Raw genomic sequence first — 18,096 nt, forward strand, 5'->3', positions numbered from 1 at the left:
GGCCCGCTCGCCGTGCCCTCCTTTTCGTGGGAATTCCAACGCATGTTCAACAAGAAGATCGGCCTCATCCTCGTCCTGGCGCTGGCCGCCGGGCTGGGCCTGCTGGCCGCGCAGAAGTTCTTCGGCCCGGTCACGCCCGCCACGCAGTGGCCGGCCACCCAGACCGTCACCCTGTTCCCGCAGGCGCGCCCGCTGCCGCCGTTCTCGCTGCGCCAGTCCGACGGCACCCAACTGGCCGACGGCGAACTGAAAGGCCACTGGACGCTGGTCTTCCTCGGCTTCACCTTCTGCCCCGACGTCTGCCCGACCACGCTGGCCGAACTGGCGCAGGCGCAGAACCAGTGGAAGGACCTGCCCGACTCCACCCGCCCGCGCGTGCTGTTCGTGTCGGTGGATCCGGAGCGCGACACGCCAACCCGCATCGGCGAGTACGCGCATGCCTTCCACGCCGACACGATGGCGGCCACGGCCGACGTCCCGACGCTGGAGAACTTCGCCAAGTCGCTGGGCTTCGTCTTCATGAAGGTGGAAGGCGACAGCTTCGAGCAGAACCCGAACGACTACAGCATGGACCACTCCTCGGCGATCGGCGTGCTCGACCCGCAGGGCCGCCTGGCTGGCCTGATCCGCCCGCCGTTCCAGCCGAAGGCGATCGCCGCCGACCTGCGCGCGTTGACCGAGGCGTCCTCGAAATGAGCCTGCTGACCTCGCTGACCTACGTCCTGCCGCACCGCTTCCTGTCGTCGCTGGCGCGCCGGCTGGCTTATTCGACCTCGCCGGGTACCAGCCGCTGGCTGATCGATACGGTGACGAAGAAGTTCAATGTCGACCTCGGCGAGGCTGCGAATCCCGATCCGCGCTCCTACCCCAGTTTCAATGCCTTCTTCACCCGCGCGCTGAAGCCCGGCGCCCGCGTCACCGACGCGGACCCGCGCGCGCTGCTGATGCCGGCCGATGGCCATATCAGCCAGTGCGGCCCCATCGAGGACGGCCGCATCTTCCAGGCCAAGGGGCAGTCGTTCACCGCCGCCGAACTGCTGGGCGATGCCGAGGCCGCGAAGCCGTTCCACAACGGCCTTTTCGCGACGGTGTATCTGTCGCCGCGCGACTACCACCGCGTGCACATGCCGTGGACCGGCACGCTGCGCGAGACCGTGCACGTGCCCGGCCGCCTCTTCAGTGTGGGCACCGACGCCGTGGCCAACGTGCCGCGCCTGTTCGCGCGCAACGAACGCCTGGTCTGCCACTTCGACACCGACTTCGGCCCGATGGTCTCGGTCATGGTCGGCGCGCTGCTGGTATCCGGTGTGGAGACGGTGTGGAGCGGTGAGGAGATTCCCGCTTACGGCACCGCGATCACCCGCAAGGACTACCGCGGCAAGGGCATCACGCTGGAGCGGTTCGCGGAAATGGCACGCTTCAATTACGGATCGACCGTGATCGTGCTGCTGCCGCCGGACGTGGCGACGTTGTCGCCGGAGCTGACGTCGGAATCGCCGGTGCGGTTGGGTCAGCGACTGGCGACGCTGGGCTGAATCAGCTGGACGACGTCGTCGGGCGTCGGATCAAGCAGTCCTTCGATATGCGCGGCGATCCGGTCTTCGCTCTCGTGCAGGGCGAGATCGAGACTGGTCTGCGCCGCCGCACGCGCCAACGCGAGATGCGCCACACAACCGGCGCGGTCGCCGTCCAGCGCGCAGGCAAGCGCGGCGAACCGGTGCGACAGGTGCGGCGCGCGCCAGTGCATTTCACGTCCAAGCGGCAACGCCAGAAGCGCTCGTGCGTCACGCTGGATCAAGGCGCGGGAGAACGTTGATTCCACCTTCAGCCAAGCGAGGATCCATTTGAAGCCCGGCTGCTCTTCAGGAGGAACGTGAGCCATCACTTCCGTGGTAGTCCTGTCGACCTCCTCGACGACCGCCCAATCGCCGACGTTCTGCGATGCCTTCAGCCGTGTCCACGCGACCAGCAGCACGCCTCCCGGGCCCAGCGACTCGATCTGGCGCAGCAGCGGACCGGGTATCCGCTCCGCGGTGACGCCCCACACCGACAAGGAGGTGAACTTGAGCACGCTGACCTCACGCGCGCCCTCCGACCACACATGCCGCCATTGCAGCCACTGCCATCCGTCGCTGACATGGTGTCGTCCCCAGAAGGGAACAAGGTTGGCGAGGAAGCACCCCAGATTGATCAGCAGGAAGGCGGTCATGTAGTTCGACCAGGGCGAAGCACCCCACACCGCGGGAGGTAGGCACACCAGGCTCGCCACGAGATTTGCCAGCGGTCCACCGAGCATCAGCCAGAGCATGGCGGGCTTTAGCGGCCGTGACGGGTCGGGGACCGAATTGACCAAGCCCCCCACGCCTTTGGGTGGCGACGCGAGCCGCCAACGAAATCCCCGGCTCAACGGCATGATATTCAGCAGCCAGACGTGAATCTCGATCACGCGCATGCCGTGCCAGCGTGCCGCCAGTGCATGGCCGGCCTCGTGGATGGCAGTGGCCGGCACGACCATCATCAGGCACGTCAAGAGGGGGAGCGGATGCGAACTCGGCAACGCACCAGCGGCCACAAGCAGCGCTGCGATCCCGACCACCAGCGCCAACGCGCGCAAGGCGCCGTTGAGCAAACGCCCTCCGATCCATCGTGGCAATCCGTCCGACCATAGGCGCGACGGCACGGGAGCGTCGACGTCCACGTCTTCCCTGATCATGATCTTTCCCGGGCTGACACCCGCTCATCGCCAACCGAACGCGCGATGCACCACTGCGCGATCCAGTAAGTCGTCAGCACCCAAACACTCGCCATCGGGATCGACGCACTGAAGCGATCCAGCGCCAGCAGCGCATCGGATGCGACGAAGAACGCGCCACCGATCGCCGCGACGCATGTCGCACGACCCGGATGTTCCCGCCATACGCTTGCCGCCTGCGCGGCCATCCCGGCCAGCGCGATGACGTAGACGATCACCGGCACCTTCAATTCACCCGGCAGTCCTGGCCACAACCGCGCAAACACCAGCGCCGCGACCACCGCATAGGCGAGCAGCGGCCAACGTACGCGCCACCATCCACCACGCTGCCGCAGCGCGACCAGGTAGGCGATGTGCGCCAGCAGGAAGCTGCCTAGGCCGAACACGAAGCCATCGAACGGGAGCATCAGGAATACATCGCCCAACGTGGACAACAGCAGGCCGATCACGCTCAGGCGCCGGTAGCCTGCCGGCTCGGCCGACGACAGCCGGAGCGCCATCGCCAGGATCAACAGCGTCGTCAGCGGCTTGAAGACATAGTGCAGCGCAAGCAGGCCGGCGATTTCCGCGCCGACGATCGCCAGCGCTGCATTGGCGACGATCGCGATAGTCCAGAGATGTCGGCTGCCGTCCATGGCCATGATTCGCCCTACTTCCTGCAGCTTTCCAGCTTCAGCTCCTGGCCCGGCCGCACCGCGTACGCCGGTGCCTTCAGCTTGTTGGCCTGTGCCAGCTTCTTCAGGTCGCACTGGAAGCGCTGCGAAATGCGGCCCAGCGTATCGCCCTTGGCGACCCGGTACTCGCGCGCCTGCTTGGCTTTCGGTTCGGCGGGCTGCGGCTCGCCGGAGGCGACGGTGGTGGGCACGCCGGCGATCGGGGTCACGTCGCCGACGGCGACATTGCCTGCCCGCGACGCGCGACGGATGGCGGCGGCGGGATCGGCGCTCACCAAGGTGCGCGCCAGCTCCGCGCGCGGCCCGTTGACGCAGTAGCGCGTGTACAGACCCGCGATGCGCGCATTCGCCTTCAGCGTGGTGCCGGCGGGGATCCACGCCTCGGGCTGGTAGCGCGGATTGAGGTTGCGCAGCGTGCGCATGTAACCCTCGCGCGTGCCGCCGTTGCCCAGGCAGATGGTCAGCTCGTAGATCGACGCGTCGCGCGCAAGCTTCAGCGACGCCGGCTGCGCCGTGACCTTCGGGAACTCCAGTCCGTACTGGCGCGGATGCAGGAACAACCACGCCGCCGCGATCACCATCGGCACATAGTCGCGCGTCTCGCCGGGGAACTGGCTGTAGACCACGTCGTCCCAGAAGCCCAGACCGCTGTTCTCGCGGTACACGCGGGCCGCCCGGCCTTCACCGCCGTTGTACGCCGCCAGCGCCAGCTCGATGTTGTTGTTGAGGCCGCGCATGCGCTCGTTCATGTATTCCGCGCTGGCCTGCCCGGAGGCATACGGGTCGTAACGCGTGTCGAATCCGCTCGCGTCGCGCCCCAGCCCGAAGCGGGCACCGGTGTGGAACATGAACTGCATCGGACCCGCCGCGCCAGCGCGCGACGTGGAATGCACGCGGCCGTTGGACTCCTTCGCCATGATGCCGAACAGCAGCGCTTCCGGCAGACCGCTGCGCTCCCACGCCGGATACAGCTCGGCGCGCATGTTCTGGTAATTCTCATAACTGTTGATCAGCGCCGGGCGCATATCGGTGAGCCAGCGGCGGATGCCTGCCTGGATGGCCGGGTTGTACTCGACCATGCGGTCGAACGCGTGCCGCTGGTCGTTCAGCAACGCCGCGGTGCGGGCCGTCTCGGGGATCGCAGCGCCACTGGGGACCGAATGGTCGGTACCGTCGTCCAGTGCGTCGATGACGTCGCCCTCGCCGTCAACGTCCTCGCCCTGCGCATCGGCATTGCCCTTCAGCAAGCGCTTGTAGGTGGCCAGCAACGTGGCGACCTGGCAGCCGCGCTGCTGGGTGCAGGCCGCCAGCGCGTCCTCCATGTCCTCCAGCGCCGCATCGCTCTCGGTCGCACCGCGCGGGTCGCTGTTGGCGACCAGCACCAGGCCATCGCGGTAACGCTTCTCGGCAGCAGCCATCCGCTGTTCCAGCGCTTCCGAAGCGGCGCGGTCTTTCGCGGAGACACGCTGGGCCAGCGACACCGGCGAGACCAGCAAGAGGGACAGGGCGGCCGCAACAGGCCACAGACGCAGACAGACAGGAACCGCAAACGACATCAGGTGGGCATCCAGAGTGTGAGCCGGGAGGGTAGCCCCGGCCGCGCGACCGGGGCAAGGTCGCACGTCGCGGTCCTTTATCCCGGAGGCAGTTTCCAGCCGCTAGAATCGCGCCATCACCACGCGAGGTTGCACATGGATCCGATCCTGCTGGGCAAGGGCATCACGGACGATATTCCGGTCACGCTGCAGCCGAAGTTCGGCAACCGCCACGGCCTGATAGCCGGCGCCACCGGCACCGGCAAGACGGTCACGCTGATGACGTTGGCCGAAGGCTTCTCGCGCATGGGCGTACCCGTGTTCATGGCCGACGTGAAGGGCGACGTGGCCGGCCTGGCCGCGGCCGGCGACGGCAGCGAGCGCGTCATGCAGCGGGCGCAGGACATCGGCATCGCCGGCTACGCCCCCATCGCCAGCCCGGTGGTGTTCTGGGACCTGTACGGCAAGCTGGGCCACCCGGTCCGCACCACCGTCAGCGAGATGGGCCCCACCCTGCTCTCGCGCATCCTCGAATTGAACGATACCCAGAGTGGCGTGCTGGACATCGTGTTCAAGCTCGCCGACGACCGCGGCCTGCTGCTGCTCGACCTGGAAGACCTGCGGGCGCTGCTGGGCCTGGTGGCTGCCGAACGCAAGGACATTTCCACCAGTTACGGGCTGGTCAGCACGCAGTCGGTGGGCGCCATCCAACGCGCGCTGCTGCGGCTGGAGCAGGAAGGCGGCGAGATGTTCTTCGGCGAACCGGCGCTGGAACTGACCGACCTGATGCGCACGAACATCGACGGTCGCGGCGTCATCGGCATCCTCGCCGCCGACCAGCTGATCCTGAAGCCGCGCCTGTACTCCAGCTTCCTGCTGTGGCTGCTGTCGGAGCTGTTCGAGACGCTGCCGGAAGTGGGTGACCTGGACAAGCCGAAGCTGGTGTTCGTGTTCGACGAGGCGCACCTGCTGTTCGACGACGCGCCGCCTGCCCTTCAGCAGCGCATCGAACAGGTCGTGCGACTGATCCGTTCCAAGGGCGTAGGCGTGTACTTCTGTTCGCAATTTCCCGACGACGTGCCCGACAACATCCTCGGCCAGCTGGGCAACCGCGTGCAGCACGCGCTGCGTGCCTTCACCCCGCGCGACCAGAAGGCGGTGAAGACAGCGGCACAGACGTTCGTGCCGAACCCGAAGCTGGACGTGGCGCAGGCCATTTCCACGCTGGGTACCGGCGAAGCACTGGTATCGACGCTGCAGGACAAGGGCATTCCGTCGCCTGTGCAGCAGACGCTGGTCTCGCCGCCGCGCTGCCGCATGGGCGCGATCACCGAGGCCGAACGCCAGCAGGTGCGCAACGGCAGTCCGGTGGGCGGCAAGTACGACACGGCCGTGAACCGCGAATCGGCGGCCGAGATGCTGGCCAAGCGGGCGGAAACCGCCGTGCAGGCGGCCAACGCGCCGGCCGCGAAGACAGAGAAGGACGATCCCGATGCCGGCGGCTTCGGGCAGGCCGTCAAGGACGCGGTGTTCGGCACGAAGCGTCGCCAGGGCATGATCGAGACGATGGCCAAGCAGACCACGCGCACGGTGGGCACCAAGCTGGGCAACCAGATCGTGCGCGGCATCCTGGGCAGCATCTTCGGCGGCAAGCGTTGACTTCGCGCAGCAGCATCGTCCTGTCAGCGCTGCTGCTTGCGGCTGCACTGGTGGCCCCGGGTGCCTCGGCCGACGTCGTGTCGGACTCCGGTGCCACGGAAAGAGCGCTGGCAGGCCGCTACTTCGGCACCCTGCCCTCCGACGCCTGCGCTTCGCTGGATGTACTGCTCACGCTGCATGCCGGTGGACACTACGTCCTGCAGTCGTACTGCCAGGACGACCTGGCGTCTTCGACGACCCGCGGCACCTGGACGGTAACCTGGAACGAGACCTGCATCGACCTCGCGCCCGTGGACGACGCGCAGCCGCGACGCGAGTTCGCCCTCCACGACGATACGTTGCTGGTGCTGACCACCGGCAGTTGCGTCGAGCCGGCCGAGGATCCGCGCGGGCGCATGTTGCGGCGCGCGGACACCGCCGGAGAGCGCTGAGATGTCGCGTTGGCGCCCGCCGGGCGAAAAAAGCACCGCCCTGATCACCCGCGAAGGCCACGACCGGCTCAAGTCGGAGCTGGACGATCTGTGGCGCGTCCGCCGTCCCGAGGTGGTGAAAGCCCTGGCCGCGGCGGCAGCCGAAGGCGACCGCTCGGAGAACGCGGAATACACCTACCGCAAGAAACAGCTCGGGGACATTGATCGTCGCGTGCGTTACCTGAGCAAGCGCCTGGAAGCACTGCGCGTAGTCGACACCGCGCCCAGCGATCCGGAAGCCGTGTTCTTCGGCGCGACCGTCGAACTGGAGAACCTCGCCAGCGGCGAGATGTCGCGCTACCGCATCGTCGGGCCGGACGAAACGGACGCGACCCGTGGCTGGATCAGCATCGATTCGCCACTGGCACGCGCACTGTTGAAGAAGCGCATCGACGACGAGTTTTCCGTGGAGCTTCCCGGCGGCATCACCGGTTTCGTGCTGGTGGACGTCAGCTACACGAGCTGATCCTCAGAGCGGTTGCGGGTACACGCGACCATCGCGCAGCGGCCGGAAGTAGTCCGCCTGCATGTAGAAGGCCGCTTCCTGCCCTGCGTGCCACCCCGGGATGCCAGCCAGTGGCAGCGGACGCAACTCGGCCGACGCGGCAAGGCAAGTACCCGCCGAAATCGATTCGGCAACACGCGCGACCGCATCGACCGCATCGCCGAGTACCACCAGGCACTTGCCGACCAGCAGGCGTCCCGGCACCAGCCTCTGTTCCATCAACGCATGCCCCACCACGGCCGCGACGGCGATGTCGCCATTGCGCCAGCACTCGGCGTTCGCATGGAACAGCGCCGTCCAGTCGTGACGGTCCCACAGCTCCAGCAGCGTCGCGTCGCGCACCTGCACGATGACGCCGCTTTCATCGAACTGGGTCAGCGCCTGCTGTGCGGGACTGCGTTCGTGTGTACCGATCAGGTCGATATGTCGGCACTGCGCTCGGTTGAGGGCGTGCTTGAGATCCGGATGACGCATCCAGACCAGCGCGTTGAACAGGTCATGCCAGTTCTCCGGCCGCGTGGCGATTCGGCCCTGCGCAATGCGGGCTTCGTAGTGCAGACCGTCGGCGAGCAAGGCGGCGTCCTGAGCAACGAAACGAGGTCCCGGCGACGGCGTCCACGCATTGAGGGTATCGATATCCGGCCAGCGTGCGGCCGTCAGCAGATCGAGATACTCCCCGTAACCCTCGAACAGCGGATGCCGGAAGCACGCGGCATCCACCTGATCGCGCAGGGGCGCAATGAAACGACGCCGGCGTTGGCCGGCAAGGGCTTCTGCCGCTGTCGCGGTCACAGCACCTTGAGATCGAGCGGCGCACCTGCCGTTTCGACGATGGCATCACCGAACAGGTCGTGCTCGTCACTCTCGGTGATTTCGACATCGACGAACTGGCCGACGCGCAACCCCAGCTCGCCACCGTTCTGGATGTGCACCAGGCCGTCGATCTCCGGCGCATCCGACTTGGAGCGCGCGACCGCGATGTCGTCTTCGATCAGATCGACCAGGCACTGCTGCACCGTACCGATCTTCGCGTCCAGGCGCGCGGCGGAAATCTCCGCCTGCTTCTGCATGAAGCGCGCTAGGCGCTCCTGCTTGACCTCTTCAGGTACCGGATCGGGCAGCAGGTTGGCGGCGGCGCCTTCGACCGGCGAATAGGCGAACGCACCGACACGGTCCAGCTGTGCCTCGTCGAGGAACTGCAGCAGTTCCTCGAACTCCTGGTCCGTCTCGCCGGGAAAACCGACGATGAACGTCGAGCGCAGGGTGATGTCCGGGCAGATGGAACGCCAGCGCTTCACGCGTTCCAGCGTCTTGTCGACGGCACCCGGACGCTTCATCAGCTTGAGGATGCGCGGGCTGGCGTGCTGGAACGGGATGTCCAGGTACGGCAGCACCTTGCCTTCGGCCATCAGCGGGACGACATCGTCGACGTGCGGATACGGGTACACGTAGTGCAGTCGCACCCAGGCGTCGAGTTCGCCCAGGCCTTCGCACAGCGCCTTCATCCGCGTCTGGTAGGCCCTGCCACGCCATTCGCGCTCGGCGTACTTCACGTCCACGCCGTACGCGGAGGTGTCCTGCGAGACGACGAGCAGTTCCTTCACGCCGCCGCGCACCAGCCGCTCGGCCTCGCGCAGCACGTCATCGACCGGACGCGACACCAGGTCGCCACGCATCGACGGGATGATGCAGAAGCTGCAGCGGTGGTTGCAGCCTTCGGAAATCTTCAGATAGGCGTAGTGGCGCGGCGTCAGCTTGATGCCGTAATCCGGCACCAGGTCGACGAACGGATCGTGCTTCGGCGGCAGCGCTTCGTGCAGCGCCTCCATCACGCTCTGGTAGTCCTGCGGGCCGCTGATGGCCAGCACGTCGGGATACTGCTCGCGGATCTGTTCCGGGCGCTTGCCCAGGCAGCCGGTGACGATGACCTTTCCGTTCGCATTCATCGCCTCGCCGATGGCGTCCAGCGACTCGGCCACCGCAGAATCGATGAAGCCGCAGGTGTTCACCACCACCACGTCCGCCGCATCGTAGGTCGGCACGATGTCGTATCCCTCCACGCGGAGCTGGGTGAGGATGCGTTCGGAATCGACCAGGGCCTTCGGGCAGCCGAGGCTGACGAAGCCGACTTTGGGGTTCTGCAGGGACATGGAGACAGTACGGCGGCGGCGTGTACGGGGCGCGGATTATAGCCTCCCGGCTCCGCCAGGCCCGGAATGCGCGTTCAGGCGGGCGGATGGGCGCATGCCGTCCTTGGGCCGCTCCCCGTGCCGGCATACACTGCCCGCATGGGCCACTGGACCACCCTCGATACCCCGCACGGCCGCGTCGCCGCCTGGCACGCCGATCCGGCTGGCGCACCGCGCGGCGCACTCGTCGTGGTGCAGGAGATCTTCGGCGTGAACGCGCACATCCGCAGCGTCGCCGAAGGCTTCGCGCTTGAGGGGTATGCGGTGCTGGCACCGGCTTACTTCGACGTCGTCGAACCTGGCGTAGAGCTCGGCTATGACGCGGACGGCGTCGAACGGGGACGTGCGCTCAGGACCGCCGTCGGCCTGGACCGCGCCAACGACATCACCCGCACCGCTGCCGACGCGCTGGCGGCCTCGCATCACCGCGTCGGCACCGTCGGCTACTGTTGGGGCGGCACCGTCGCCCTGCTGGCTGCGCTACGCCTGGGTCTGCCCTCGGCCAGCTATTACGGTGCACGCAACCTGCCCTTCCTGGACGAGGTGCCACACGCGCCGGTGATGTTCCATTTCGGCGAACAGGACGACTCGATCCCACCCGACATGGTGCAGGCGCATCGCGACAAGCTGCCGCAGATGGAGGTCTTCACCTACCCCGCCGGCCACGGTTTCAACTGCGACCTGCGCGCGGACTACGAGCCGTCCAGCGCACGGTTGGCACGCGAACGCACGCTCGACTTCTTCGCCCGGAACCTCGCATGACCGATTTCACGCTCGACCCGCGACTGGCCGCCGACAGTGTCTTCATCGCGGATGGTCCTCTGTCCCAGGTGCGTCTGATCGACGACACGCGTTTCCCGTGGCTGGTGCTGGTGCCCCGCGTCAACGGGGCCAGCGAATGGCTGGAACTGGATGGCGGACAGCAGCGCCTGCTGCTCGCCGAGATCAACCAGGCGGGCCAACTGATCCGTTCGCAACCCGGCGTGCAGAAACTCAACATCGGCGCGCTTGGGAACATCGTGCGCCAGTTGCATATCCATCTGGTCGGACGCCATGACGGCGACGCCGCCTGGCCAGGGCCCGTGTGGGGCAACGGCCACATGATCCGGCACGCCCCCGCCGCGCTGGCCGAAGAAGTCGAACGCTGGCGCCAGCGACTGGCATGAGTGCGCCGCGCATCGAGCGCCTGGGCGACGATGCCCTGCTGGTACGGCTTGGCGACGCCATCGATGCGTCGGTCAATGCACGCGTCCACGCGCTGGCCGCGCGCGTCCGCGAGGCCTCGCCATCGTGGCTGCAAGACCTGGTGCCGGCTTACGCCAGTCTTGCCGTGTTCTTCGATGCCGAACGCACGGCGACCGGCGATCCGCATGCCTTCGTCGGTGAATTCGTCACGCAGCTACTGGATGACGACACCGCACCGGCCGGCCACGCCACGCTGCACGAGATCCCGGTTTGCTACGGCGGCACCCATGGCGAAGACCTGGTCGCCGCGGCACGCGAACTCGGTCTCGACGCGGCGACGCTGATCGCGCGTCACAGTGCACCGCTCTATACGGTGGCGATGATCGGATTCGCCCCGGGCTTTCCTTACCTGCTCGGCCTGGACTCCGCACTGGCGCTGCCCCGTCTCGCCACGCCGCGCACCCACGTACCGGCAGGCTCCGTGGCGATCGGCGGCGCGCAGGCCGGCATCTATCCGCGCCAGAGTCCCGGTGGTTGGCGCTTGCTGGGGCGCACGCCGCGTGTGTTGTTCGACACCGCACGTGCGCAGCCTGCGTTGCTGCAGCCCGGTGATCACGTGCGGTTCCTGCCGATCGATGCCGCCACATTCGATCGCCTTGGAGCCTCGGCATGACCGCATGGCAGGTGCTGTCGCCGGGCCTGCAGACCACCGTGCAGGACCAGGGCCGCCATGGCTGGCGCCATCTGGGGATCGCGCGCGCGGGCGCCATGGATCCCACCGCGCTGGCGATGGCGAACCGTCTGGTCGGCAACGACGAACAGGCCGCGGGGCTCGAGATCGCCGTGCGGGGGCCGCGCATCCGACTGTCGCGCGCTTGCCGCATCGCACTCACCGGGACCGAGATCCAGGCCACATGGAACGGCGAAACCTTGCCGATGGGCCGTCCGCTGGACCTGCCTGCGGGCGAGCTGTCGCTCGGACCGCTGCGCGACGGCCTGCGCGCATGGTTGGCGGTGGCGGGCGGCCTCGATGCACCGGTCGTACTGGACAGCCGCAGCACCGACCTGCGTGGCGGCTTCGGTGGGTACGACGGGCGTGCACTGGTGGCCGGCGATCTTCTTTCCATCGGCGACGCCGCGCCGGTCAAGACGTCGCGACGGCCTGCGTTTCCCGCGTGGTGGATCGATGTGGATGATCCCTGGACAGTGGACCGGCATGTACTCCGCTACCTGCCCTCCCTCCATCCGTCCGCGCGGGAACTCGCGGGCGCCGTCTGGCATGCACATGCCAACAGCAACCGACAAGGCGTACGGCTCGACGGTGCCGGACTTTCTGGCGGTGGTGGCGACGGCGTCTCCGAACCGGTCGCCGTCGGTACGCTGCAACTGCCGCCCGACGGTCAGCCCATCCTGCTGTTGGCCGATGCGCAGACCGTGGGCGGCTATCCGCGACTGGGCCACGTCATCGCGTGCGATCTTGGGCGGGCGGCGCAGCTGCGGCCCGGCGAACCGGTGCATTTCGAGCCGGTCATACCAGCGCAGGCGCGCGCACTGGCCCACGAGCATGCGCATCGGCTGGCACGGCTGCGCATCGCCATCGCGCAACACCTGTAAGGCGCGGTAGGCTCGCGATCATGCGCACCATCGATTTCAACTGCGATCTGGGCGAGGACTGCGGCGACGACGCCGCGATCCTGCCCTACATCAGTTCGGCCAGCATCGCCTGCGGCTTCCATGCCGGGTCACCGGACACCATGCGGCGCACCGTCGCGCTGTGTCTCGCGCACGGCGTCGCCATCGGTGCACACCCCTCGCATGCGGACCGCGAGCATTTCGGCCGCATCGCGCATGCCCTTTCTCCCGAAGAGGCGTATGCGCTGACGCTGTACCAGGTGGCCGCACTGAACGGGTTCGTCAGGGCCGCGGGCGGGCGCCTCCACCACGTCAAACCACACGGCGCGCTGTACAACCAGGCGGCGCGCGACGCCGGCCTCGCCGATGCCATCGCGCGCGCCGTGCGCGACCACGATGCGGGCCTGGTGCTGTACGGCTTGTCGGGCAGCGCGTTGACGACCGCCGGGGAACAGCTCGGCCTGCAGGTGGCGCACGAAGCCTTCGCCGAGCGTCGCTACGAAGCCGATGCCACGCTGACGCCGCGTTCGCAGGCGGATGCCAGCATCGAGGACCTGCCCACCGCCGCTGCGCAGGTCACGCAGATGCTGGACGCAGGCATCGTGGTCGCACGCACGGGTGAACCAGTACCGCTGCGCGCGGACAGCATCTGCCTGCATGGCGACCGGGCCGACGCCGCCGCGTTCGCGCGGGGACTGCGGCAGGCCATCGAGTCCAGCGGATTCGCCATCCGTCCCATGGAGCGTCTCGCATGAGCTACTGGCCCCTGCTGGGCATCGTGGTGGTGGTGGTGGGTTTCGTCCTGCGCTTCAACCCGGTCATCGTGGTGGTCTGCGCTGGTCTGGTCAGCGGCCTTGCGGCTGGCAAGTCGATCCCCGACCTGCTCGCGCTGCTGGGCGAGAGCTTCGTGTCCAACCGCGCCCTGCTGATGTTCGCGCTGACGCTGCCGACCATCGGCCTGCTGGAGCGTGCCGGTCTGCGCGAGCACGCGCTGCGCTGGATCGCGCGGCTGCACGGGCTGACGCTGTCGCGCCTGCTGGCGGGCTATCTGCTGGTGCGGCAAGGACTGAGCATGGTGGGCCTGATCGATATCGCCGGTCATGCGCAGACCGTGCGGCCGCTGCTGGCGCCGATGGCTGAGTCCGCCGCGGGCAAGACACGCGCCCCGCTGTCGAGGGAGGAAACGCAGCGTGTGCATGCGATGTCGGCCGCGACCGACAACATCGGACGCTTCTTCGGCGAAGACGTATTCCTCGCCTTCGGCGCGGTGCTGCTGATCCAGGGCTTCTATGCCCAGCACGGCATCCACCTGGAGCCCCTGCAGATCGCGTTGTGGGCGCTGCCGACCGCGATCGCGGCCTTCATCATCCATGCGGTCCGCATCGTGCTGCTCCAGCGCCGGCTGGACCGCGCGGCGCCCGGAACCGGGGAGAAGGCCGATGCTGACGATTGAGCACTTCTATCTGCTGCTCGCCGCCTTTCTGGCCTACGCGGGCTGGAAGAACCTGCGCCAGCGGCGCTATGCGCACGCGGCGTTCTGGGGCCTGATCGCACTGCTGTTCGCGGGTGGCGATGTCGTCCTGCGAGCAAGCAAGGCAGGCGATGCGCTGCCGTCGCAGATCGCCGGTGCCGCCGTGCTGATCCTCGCCCTGCTGGCGACCCGCATGCGTCGCGAACCGTTGGAGGAAGCCTCGGAATCGGAACGACTGACATCCGCATTGCGGCTTGGCCACCGGCTTTTCCTTCCGGCCCTGCTGATCCCGATATTGACGATCGCCGTCGTCCTGGCGGGCCCTCACCTAAAAATGGGCGACACGATGGTGTTCGGCCAGACCGGGCTGACGCTGACCGGTCTCGCGCTGGCCTGCGTGGTATCCGCGATGGTGGCGGTGGTCGTGACCCGGCAACCCGCGCTGCGGGCGCCCGACGAAGGCAGGCGACTGTTGGACACGATGGGCTGGGCGGCGCTGCTGCCGCTGGTGCTGGCGACGCTGGGCGGCGTGTTCGCGGCCAGCGGTGTTGGCGAATCCATTGCATCGCTGGTGTCCATGGTGATTCCCGCCGACAACCGCATGGCCTGCCTGCTGGCGTTCGCGGCAGGCATGGTGGTGTTCACCGTCATCATGGGCAACGCGTTCGCCGCCTTCCCGGTGATGATGGCGGGCATAGGACTGCCGCTGCTGGTGCAGCGCCACGGCGCCGATCCGGCCAGCCTCGGCGCCATCGGCATGCTGACCGGCTACTGCGGCACGCTGCTCACGCCGATGGCGGCGAACTTCAACATCGTGCCCGCGGTACTGCTGGAGCTGGACGACCAGTACGGCGTGATCCGCGCGCAAGCCGCGACCGGCCTGTGGTTGATGGGCACGAACGTGCTGCTGATGGCGTGGCTGTGCTTCCGCTGATCCCTTTCTACCGAGACCTGTGATGCCCACGACGCGCACCATCCTGTTGACCGGCTTCCAGCCCTTCGGCGGCGAGCAGGTCAATCCCAGCTGGCAGGCGGTCTCTGCCCTTCAGGGTGCGCGTATCGCCGGCCATCGCGTGGTCGCACGGGAGTTGCCGGTGGCTTTCGGCGCATCATTGAAGGTGCTGCGTGCTGCGCTGAAGGAGACCCAGCCGGCCCGTGTGATTTGCGTGGGTCAGGCAGGCGGCCGCGCGCAACTATCGCTTGAACGCGTCGCGATCAATGTCGACGACGCGCGCATTCCCGACAACACCGGCCAGCAGCCGATCGATGTCCCGGTGATCGCGGACGGTCCGACCGCGTACTTCTCGACGCTGCCGATCAAGGCGATGCGCCAGGCATTGAACGCGGCGGGATTTCCCACCGAAATCTCGCAGACGGCCGGCACCTACGTCTGCAACCACGTCTTCTACGGCCTGATGCATGCACTGCGGCGCCAGCCCAAGGTGCGGGCGGGCTTCATCCACATCCCCTATTCGCCTGCGCAGGCGTCGATGTATCCCGGCGCACCCAGCCTGGCGGTGGACACGGTGACGGAAGCGCTTCGGTTGGCGGTACAGGTATCGCTCAAGATACGCATGGATGCCCGCCTTGCCGCGGGCGCGGAGCACTGACCCGAACGTGTTCGATCAGTTGGCGCGGACGACGCGCGTGCCCGCGATCAGATCGTGCAGACAGCGCCGGTCCTGGCGGAAGATCATCAGCGCGTCGACCAGGGCGTACAGACCGCCCACGCAAGGAACATTGACGATGGCATGCGTGGGCAGGTACCGCTTCAACAGCAAGTCCATCAGCGGCAGCTTGTCGCCTTGCAGGTCCACGATCTTGATCGACAGCAGCTTCTTGCCCCACGTCTGTCCGCTTTCATGCAACGGATACCCCTGGATCAGCACGAAGAGCACGAAGCCTATGGCCGCCCACAGCATCGTCGTTCCCAGCGGCATGAAACCGAAGCCGCCAGCCTGGCCGGCCTCGAATGCGGCCTGCCAGTAGCCGCCCACCCACATCAGCGGCGCCATGACGATCATGGCGATGACGACGTCGATCAGAACTGCGGCCAACCTGGCCCACCGGTCGGCCAGGTCATGATCCTCGGTGGGTGGCGGCGCCAAGTGCGCGGCCGGCGTACTGTAGGGATCGTGCTCCGGCATGGAGGGCGGCGTCTGCATCGGTCGCTTCCTTTCGTTGGATATCCGGATGGAATCAGGTACGCGGCAACGTCACGCCGGTCTGACCCTGGTACTTGCCGCCGCGGTCCTTGTAGCTGGTTTCGCAGACATCGTCGGCATCGGACTGGAAGAACAGCATCTGCGCCACGCCTTCATTGGCGTAGATGCGCGCCGGCAGCGGCGTGGTGTTGCTGAACTCCAGCGTCACGTGGCCTTCCCATTCCGGCTCCAGCGGCGTCACGTTGACGATGATGCCGCAGCGCGCGTACGTGCTCTTGCCGAGGCAGACCACCAGCGTGTCGCGTGGAATGCGGAAGAACTCCACCGTGCGCGCCAGCGCGAAGCTGTTCGGCGGAATGATGCATTCGTCGGCCTCGATGTCCACGAAGCTCTTCGGGTCGAAGTGCTTGGGGTCGACGATGGTGGAGTTGATGTTGGTGAACACCTTGAACTCGCGCGAGCAGCGCACGTCGTAGCCGTAGCTCGAGGTGCCGTAGCTGACGATGCGCTGGCCGTTGGCCTGCTTGACCTGTCCCGGCTCGAACGGCTCGATCATGCCCTGCTGCTCGGCCATGCGGCGGATCCAACGGTCGCTCTTGATGCTCATGCAAATCCTGGTCTGGGGAACGGAACCGCGCCGGACGCGCGGCAGGCGGGGATTGTAGGGCGGGCCCCGGCCCGCCGTCTGCGTAGACCGGTCAGACCAGCGACGAAGCGATCGGTACGCTGGCCCGCGGCCGTTGCGCCAGCGTCGCCGCCATGACCCGTGCGGTCTGCCGGTAGGCCTGCGCCACGGCCGAATCCGGCGCCGCGACCACTACCGGCCGGCCAGCGTCGCCCTGTTCTCGGATCGCGATGTCCAGCGGCAGCGACCCCAGCAGCGGCACGCCGTACTGCGCCGCCATCCGCTCGCCGCCCCCCTGGCCGAACAGATGTTCGACATGGCCGCAGCTGGAACAGGTATGGACCGCCATGTTCTCGACGATGCCCAGCACCGGCACCTCGACCTTCTCGAACATCTTCAGCGCCTTCTTTGCGTCCAGCGTGGCGATGTCCTGCGGCGTGGTGACGATGACCGCGCCCGCCACCGGGATCTTCTGCGCCAGGGTCAGCTGGATGTCGCCGGTGCCGGGCGGCAGGTCCACCAGCAGGTAGTCCAGGTCACCCCACACGGTGTCGGTGAACAGCTGCATCAGGGCGGACGTGGCCATCGGCCCCCGCCAGATCATCGGCGTGTCCTGGTCGACCAGCAGTCCGATCGACATGGCCTCCACCCCGAACGCCCGCATCGGCTCGATCGACTTGTTGTCGTGGCTCTCGGGCCGGCCCGACAGACCCAGCATGGCCGGCACGCTGGGCCCGTAGACGTCGGCGTCCAGCACCCCCACCCGTGCGCCCTCGGCCGCCAGCGCCAGCGCCAGGTTCACCGACGTGGTCGACTTCCCCACCCCGCCCTTACCCGAGCCGACCGCGATGACGTTGCGGACGCGGGGGTGGGGGGAAAGCGTGCCCTGGACGGCGTGGGAGGCGATGCGCTCCACAAGGGTCAAGTCCACCATCTGCTCACCCTGCTGGGCGAGGCGATCCCCAACAGCCTCCGTTATGGCCGCTTTGCACCCCCTCACAGGAAACCCCGTTGTCACGGATATCGACCACCCGCCGGTGCCTTTCGCTGCCTCCCAATGCGCCCGGCTCCCCCATCCGCTGGGCAATCCAGGGACGTCAATGTGAGATAGCGGTTCCAGATTCACGCCCTGCTCCATCAAATTTTGCGACTTTGGTCACATTTTCACCCGTAACCTCAGTAACATTTTCATGTGGTATGGATCGTCCGTTAATCGCGTGTTAACGTCCGGTTG

Annotated in this window: 21 protein-coding genes; 13 read left to right on the top strand and 8 right to left on the bottom strand. The window is 67.3% G+C overall.

The genetic code is table 11. The features are described 5' to 3' along the window. Positions 1-42 precede the first annotated feature (42 nt). The gene (locus IB230_RS04325) at positions 43-696 is read left to right on the top strand and encodes an SCO family protein (protein ID WP_192269057.1); all 654 of its coding nucleotides are present in this window, start codon (positions 43-45) and stop codon (positions 694-696) included. Further along, positions 693-1,535 (top strand): archaetidylserine decarboxylase, encoded by an 843-nt coding sequence (asd, locus tag IB230_RS04330; RefSeq protein ID WP_192269059.1) that lies wholly within the window; start codon positions 693-695, stop codon positions 1,533-1,535. The genes IB230_RS04325 and asd overlap by 4 nt, the downstream gene beginning before the upstream one ends. Here asd and IB230_RS04335 read toward each other — a convergent pair. From IB230_RS04335 to IB230_RS04345, 3 genes are read right to left on the bottom strand one after another with little or no spacing between them, the layout of a single operon-like run. Beyond that, the gene (locus IB230_RS04335) at positions 1,511-2,713 is read right to left on the bottom strand and encodes a M50 family metallopeptidase (protein WP_192269061.1); all 1,203 of its coding nucleotides are present in this window, start codon (positions 2,711-2,713) and stop codon (positions 1,511-1,513) included. The genes asd and IB230_RS04335 overlap by 25 nt on opposite strands. Then, positions 2,710-3,387, bottom strand: a complete 678-nt coding sequence (locus IB230_RS04340; protein ID WP_192269063.1) for a lysoplasmalogenase — start codon at positions 3,385-3,387, stop codon at positions 2,710-2,712. Before IB230_RS04340 ends, IB230_RS04335 begins: the two co-directional genes overlap by 4 nt. Positions 3,388-3,401: 14 nt before the next feature. After that, a complete protein-coding gene (locus IB230_RS04345; protein ID WP_192269065.1) occupies positions 3,402-4,982 on the bottom strand; it encodes a transglycosylase SLT domain-containing protein in 1,581 nt (526 codons plus the stop codon). An 18-nt stretch (positions 4,983-5,000) separates the two neighbouring features. Between IB230_RS04345 and IB230_RS04350 the strand changes: the two genes are divergently transcribed. Genes IB230_RS04350 through greB form a run of 3 tightly spaced genes read left to right on the top strand, consistent with a single transcriptional unit; the run spans position 5,001 to position 7,556 of the window. Next, on the top strand, positions 5,001-6,620 hold the full coding sequence (locus IB230_RS04350) for a helicase HerA-like domain-containing protein (protein ID WP_343227253.1): 1,620 nt from the start codon (positions 5,001-5,003) through the stop codon (positions 6,618-6,620). Next, on the top strand, positions 6,617-7,051 hold the full coding sequence (locus tag IB230_RS04355; RefSeq protein ID WP_192269069.1) for a copper resistance protein NlpE N-terminal domain-containing protein: 435 nt from the start codon (positions 6,617-6,619) through the stop codon (positions 7,049-7,051). Before IB230_RS04350 ends, IB230_RS04355 begins: the two co-directional genes overlap by 4 nt. A 1-nt stretch (position 7,052) precedes the next feature. Further along, positions 7,053-7,556 (top strand): transcription elongation factor GreB, encoded by a 504-nt coding sequence (greB, locus tag IB230_RS04360; RefSeq protein ID WP_192269071.1) that lies wholly within the window; start codon positions 7,053-7,055, stop codon positions 7,554-7,556. Positions 7,557-7,559: 3 nt separating this feature from the next. On the opposite strand, the gene IB230_RS04365 is transcribed toward greB, so the two are convergent. Further along, positions 7,560-8,387 carry a DUF3025 domain-containing protein gene (locus IB230_RS04365; RefSeq protein ID WP_192269073.1) on the bottom strand — a complete coding sequence of 276 codons (828 nt, stop codon included), beginning with the start codon at positions 8,385-8,387 and terminating at the stop codon, positions 7,560-7,562. Continuing rightward, positions 8,384-9,745 carry a 30S ribosomal protein S12 methylthiotransferase RimO gene (rimO, locus tag IB230_RS04370; RefSeq protein ID WP_192269075.1) on the bottom strand — a complete coding sequence of 454 codons (1,362 nt, stop codon included), beginning with the start codon at positions 9,743-9,745 and terminating at the stop codon, positions 8,384-8,386. The genes IB230_RS04365 and rimO overlap by 4 nt, the downstream gene beginning before the upstream one ends. A 138-nt stretch (positions 9,746-9,883) precedes the next feature. Between rimO and IB230_RS04375 the strand changes: the two genes are divergently transcribed. From IB230_RS04375 to pcp, 8 genes are read left to right on the top strand one after another with little or no spacing between them, the layout of a single operon-like run. After that, positions 9,884-10,546: a dienelactone hydrolase family protein gene (locus tag IB230_RS04375; protein WP_192269077.1), complete on the top strand. Its 663-nt coding sequence runs from the start codon at positions 9,884-9,886 to the stop codon at positions 10,544-10,546. Further along, a complete protein-coding gene (locus tag IB230_RS04380) occupies positions 10,543-10,950 on the top strand; it encodes an HIT family protein (protein ID WP_192269079.1) in 408 nt (135 codons plus the stop codon). Before IB230_RS04375 ends, IB230_RS04380 begins: the two co-directional genes overlap by 4 nt. After that, positions 10,947-11,642, top strand: a complete 696-nt coding sequence (pxpB, locus tag IB230_RS04385) for a 5-oxoprolinase subunit PxpB (protein ID WP_192269081.1) — start codon at positions 10,947-10,949, stop codon at positions 11,640-11,642. Before IB230_RS04380 ends, pxpB begins: the two co-directional genes overlap by 4 nt. After that, positions 11,639-12,583, top strand: coding sequence for a biotin-dependent carboxyltransferase family protein (locus IB230_RS04390; protein WP_192269083.1), 945 nt, complete (start codon positions 11,639-11,641; stop codon positions 12,581-12,583). Before pxpB ends, IB230_RS04390 begins: the two co-directional genes overlap by 4 nt. 20 nt (positions 12,584-12,603) lie before the next feature. Beyond that, positions 12,604-13,356 carry a 5-oxoprolinase subunit PxpA gene (locus IB230_RS04395; protein ID WP_192269084.1) on the top strand — a complete coding sequence of 251 codons (753 nt, stop codon included), beginning with the start codon at positions 12,604-12,606 and terminating at the stop codon, positions 13,354-13,356. After that, complete coding sequence (locus IB230_RS04400) at positions 13,353-14,054, top strand: DUF969 domain-containing protein (protein ID WP_192269086.1); 702 nt, start codon at positions 13,353-13,355, stop codon at positions 14,052-14,054. The genes IB230_RS04395 and IB230_RS04400 overlap by 4 nt, the downstream gene beginning before the upstream one ends. Then, complete coding sequence (locus IB230_RS04405) at positions 14,041-15,006, top strand: DUF979 family protein (RefSeq protein WP_192269088.1); 966 nt, start codon at positions 14,041-14,043, stop codon at positions 15,004-15,006. Before IB230_RS04400 ends, IB230_RS04405 begins: the two co-directional genes overlap by 14 nt. Before the next feature lie 22 nt (positions 15,007-15,028). Continuing rightward, complete coding sequence (pcp, locus tag IB230_RS04410; protein WP_192269090.1) at positions 15,029-15,682, top strand: pyroglutamyl-peptidase I; 654 nt, start codon at positions 15,029-15,031, stop codon at positions 15,680-15,682. A gap of 15 nt (positions 15,683-15,697) precedes the next feature. Here pcp and IB230_RS04415 read toward each other — a convergent pair whose 3' ends face one another. The 3 genes from IB230_RS04415 to apbC form a co-directional block, all read right to left on the bottom strand. Beyond that, complete coding sequence (locus tag IB230_RS04415; protein WP_225589177.1) at positions 15,698-16,237, bottom strand: RDD family protein; 540 nt, start codon at positions 16,235-16,237, stop codon at positions 15,698-15,700. A gap of 34 nt (positions 16,238-16,271) precedes the next feature. Further along, positions 16,272-16,844 (bottom strand): dCTP deaminase, encoded by a 573-nt coding sequence (gene dcd / locus IB230_RS04420; protein WP_187573005.1) that lies wholly within the window; start codon positions 16,842-16,844, stop codon positions 16,272-16,274. A gap of 91 nt (positions 16,845-16,935) precedes the next feature. Next, positions 16,936-18,000, bottom strand: coding sequence for an iron-sulfur cluster carrier protein ApbC (apbC, locus tag IB230_RS04425; protein WP_225589179.1), 1,065 nt, complete (start codon positions 17,998-18,000; stop codon positions 16,936-16,938). Positions 18,001-18,096: the final 96 nt, after the last annotated feature.

The sequence above is a fragment of the Pseudoxanthomonas sp. PXM01 genome, assembly GCF_014851815.1.
GTDB lineage: Bacteria > Pseudomonadota > Gammaproteobacteria > Xanthomonadales > Xanthomonadaceae > Pseudoxanthomonas_A.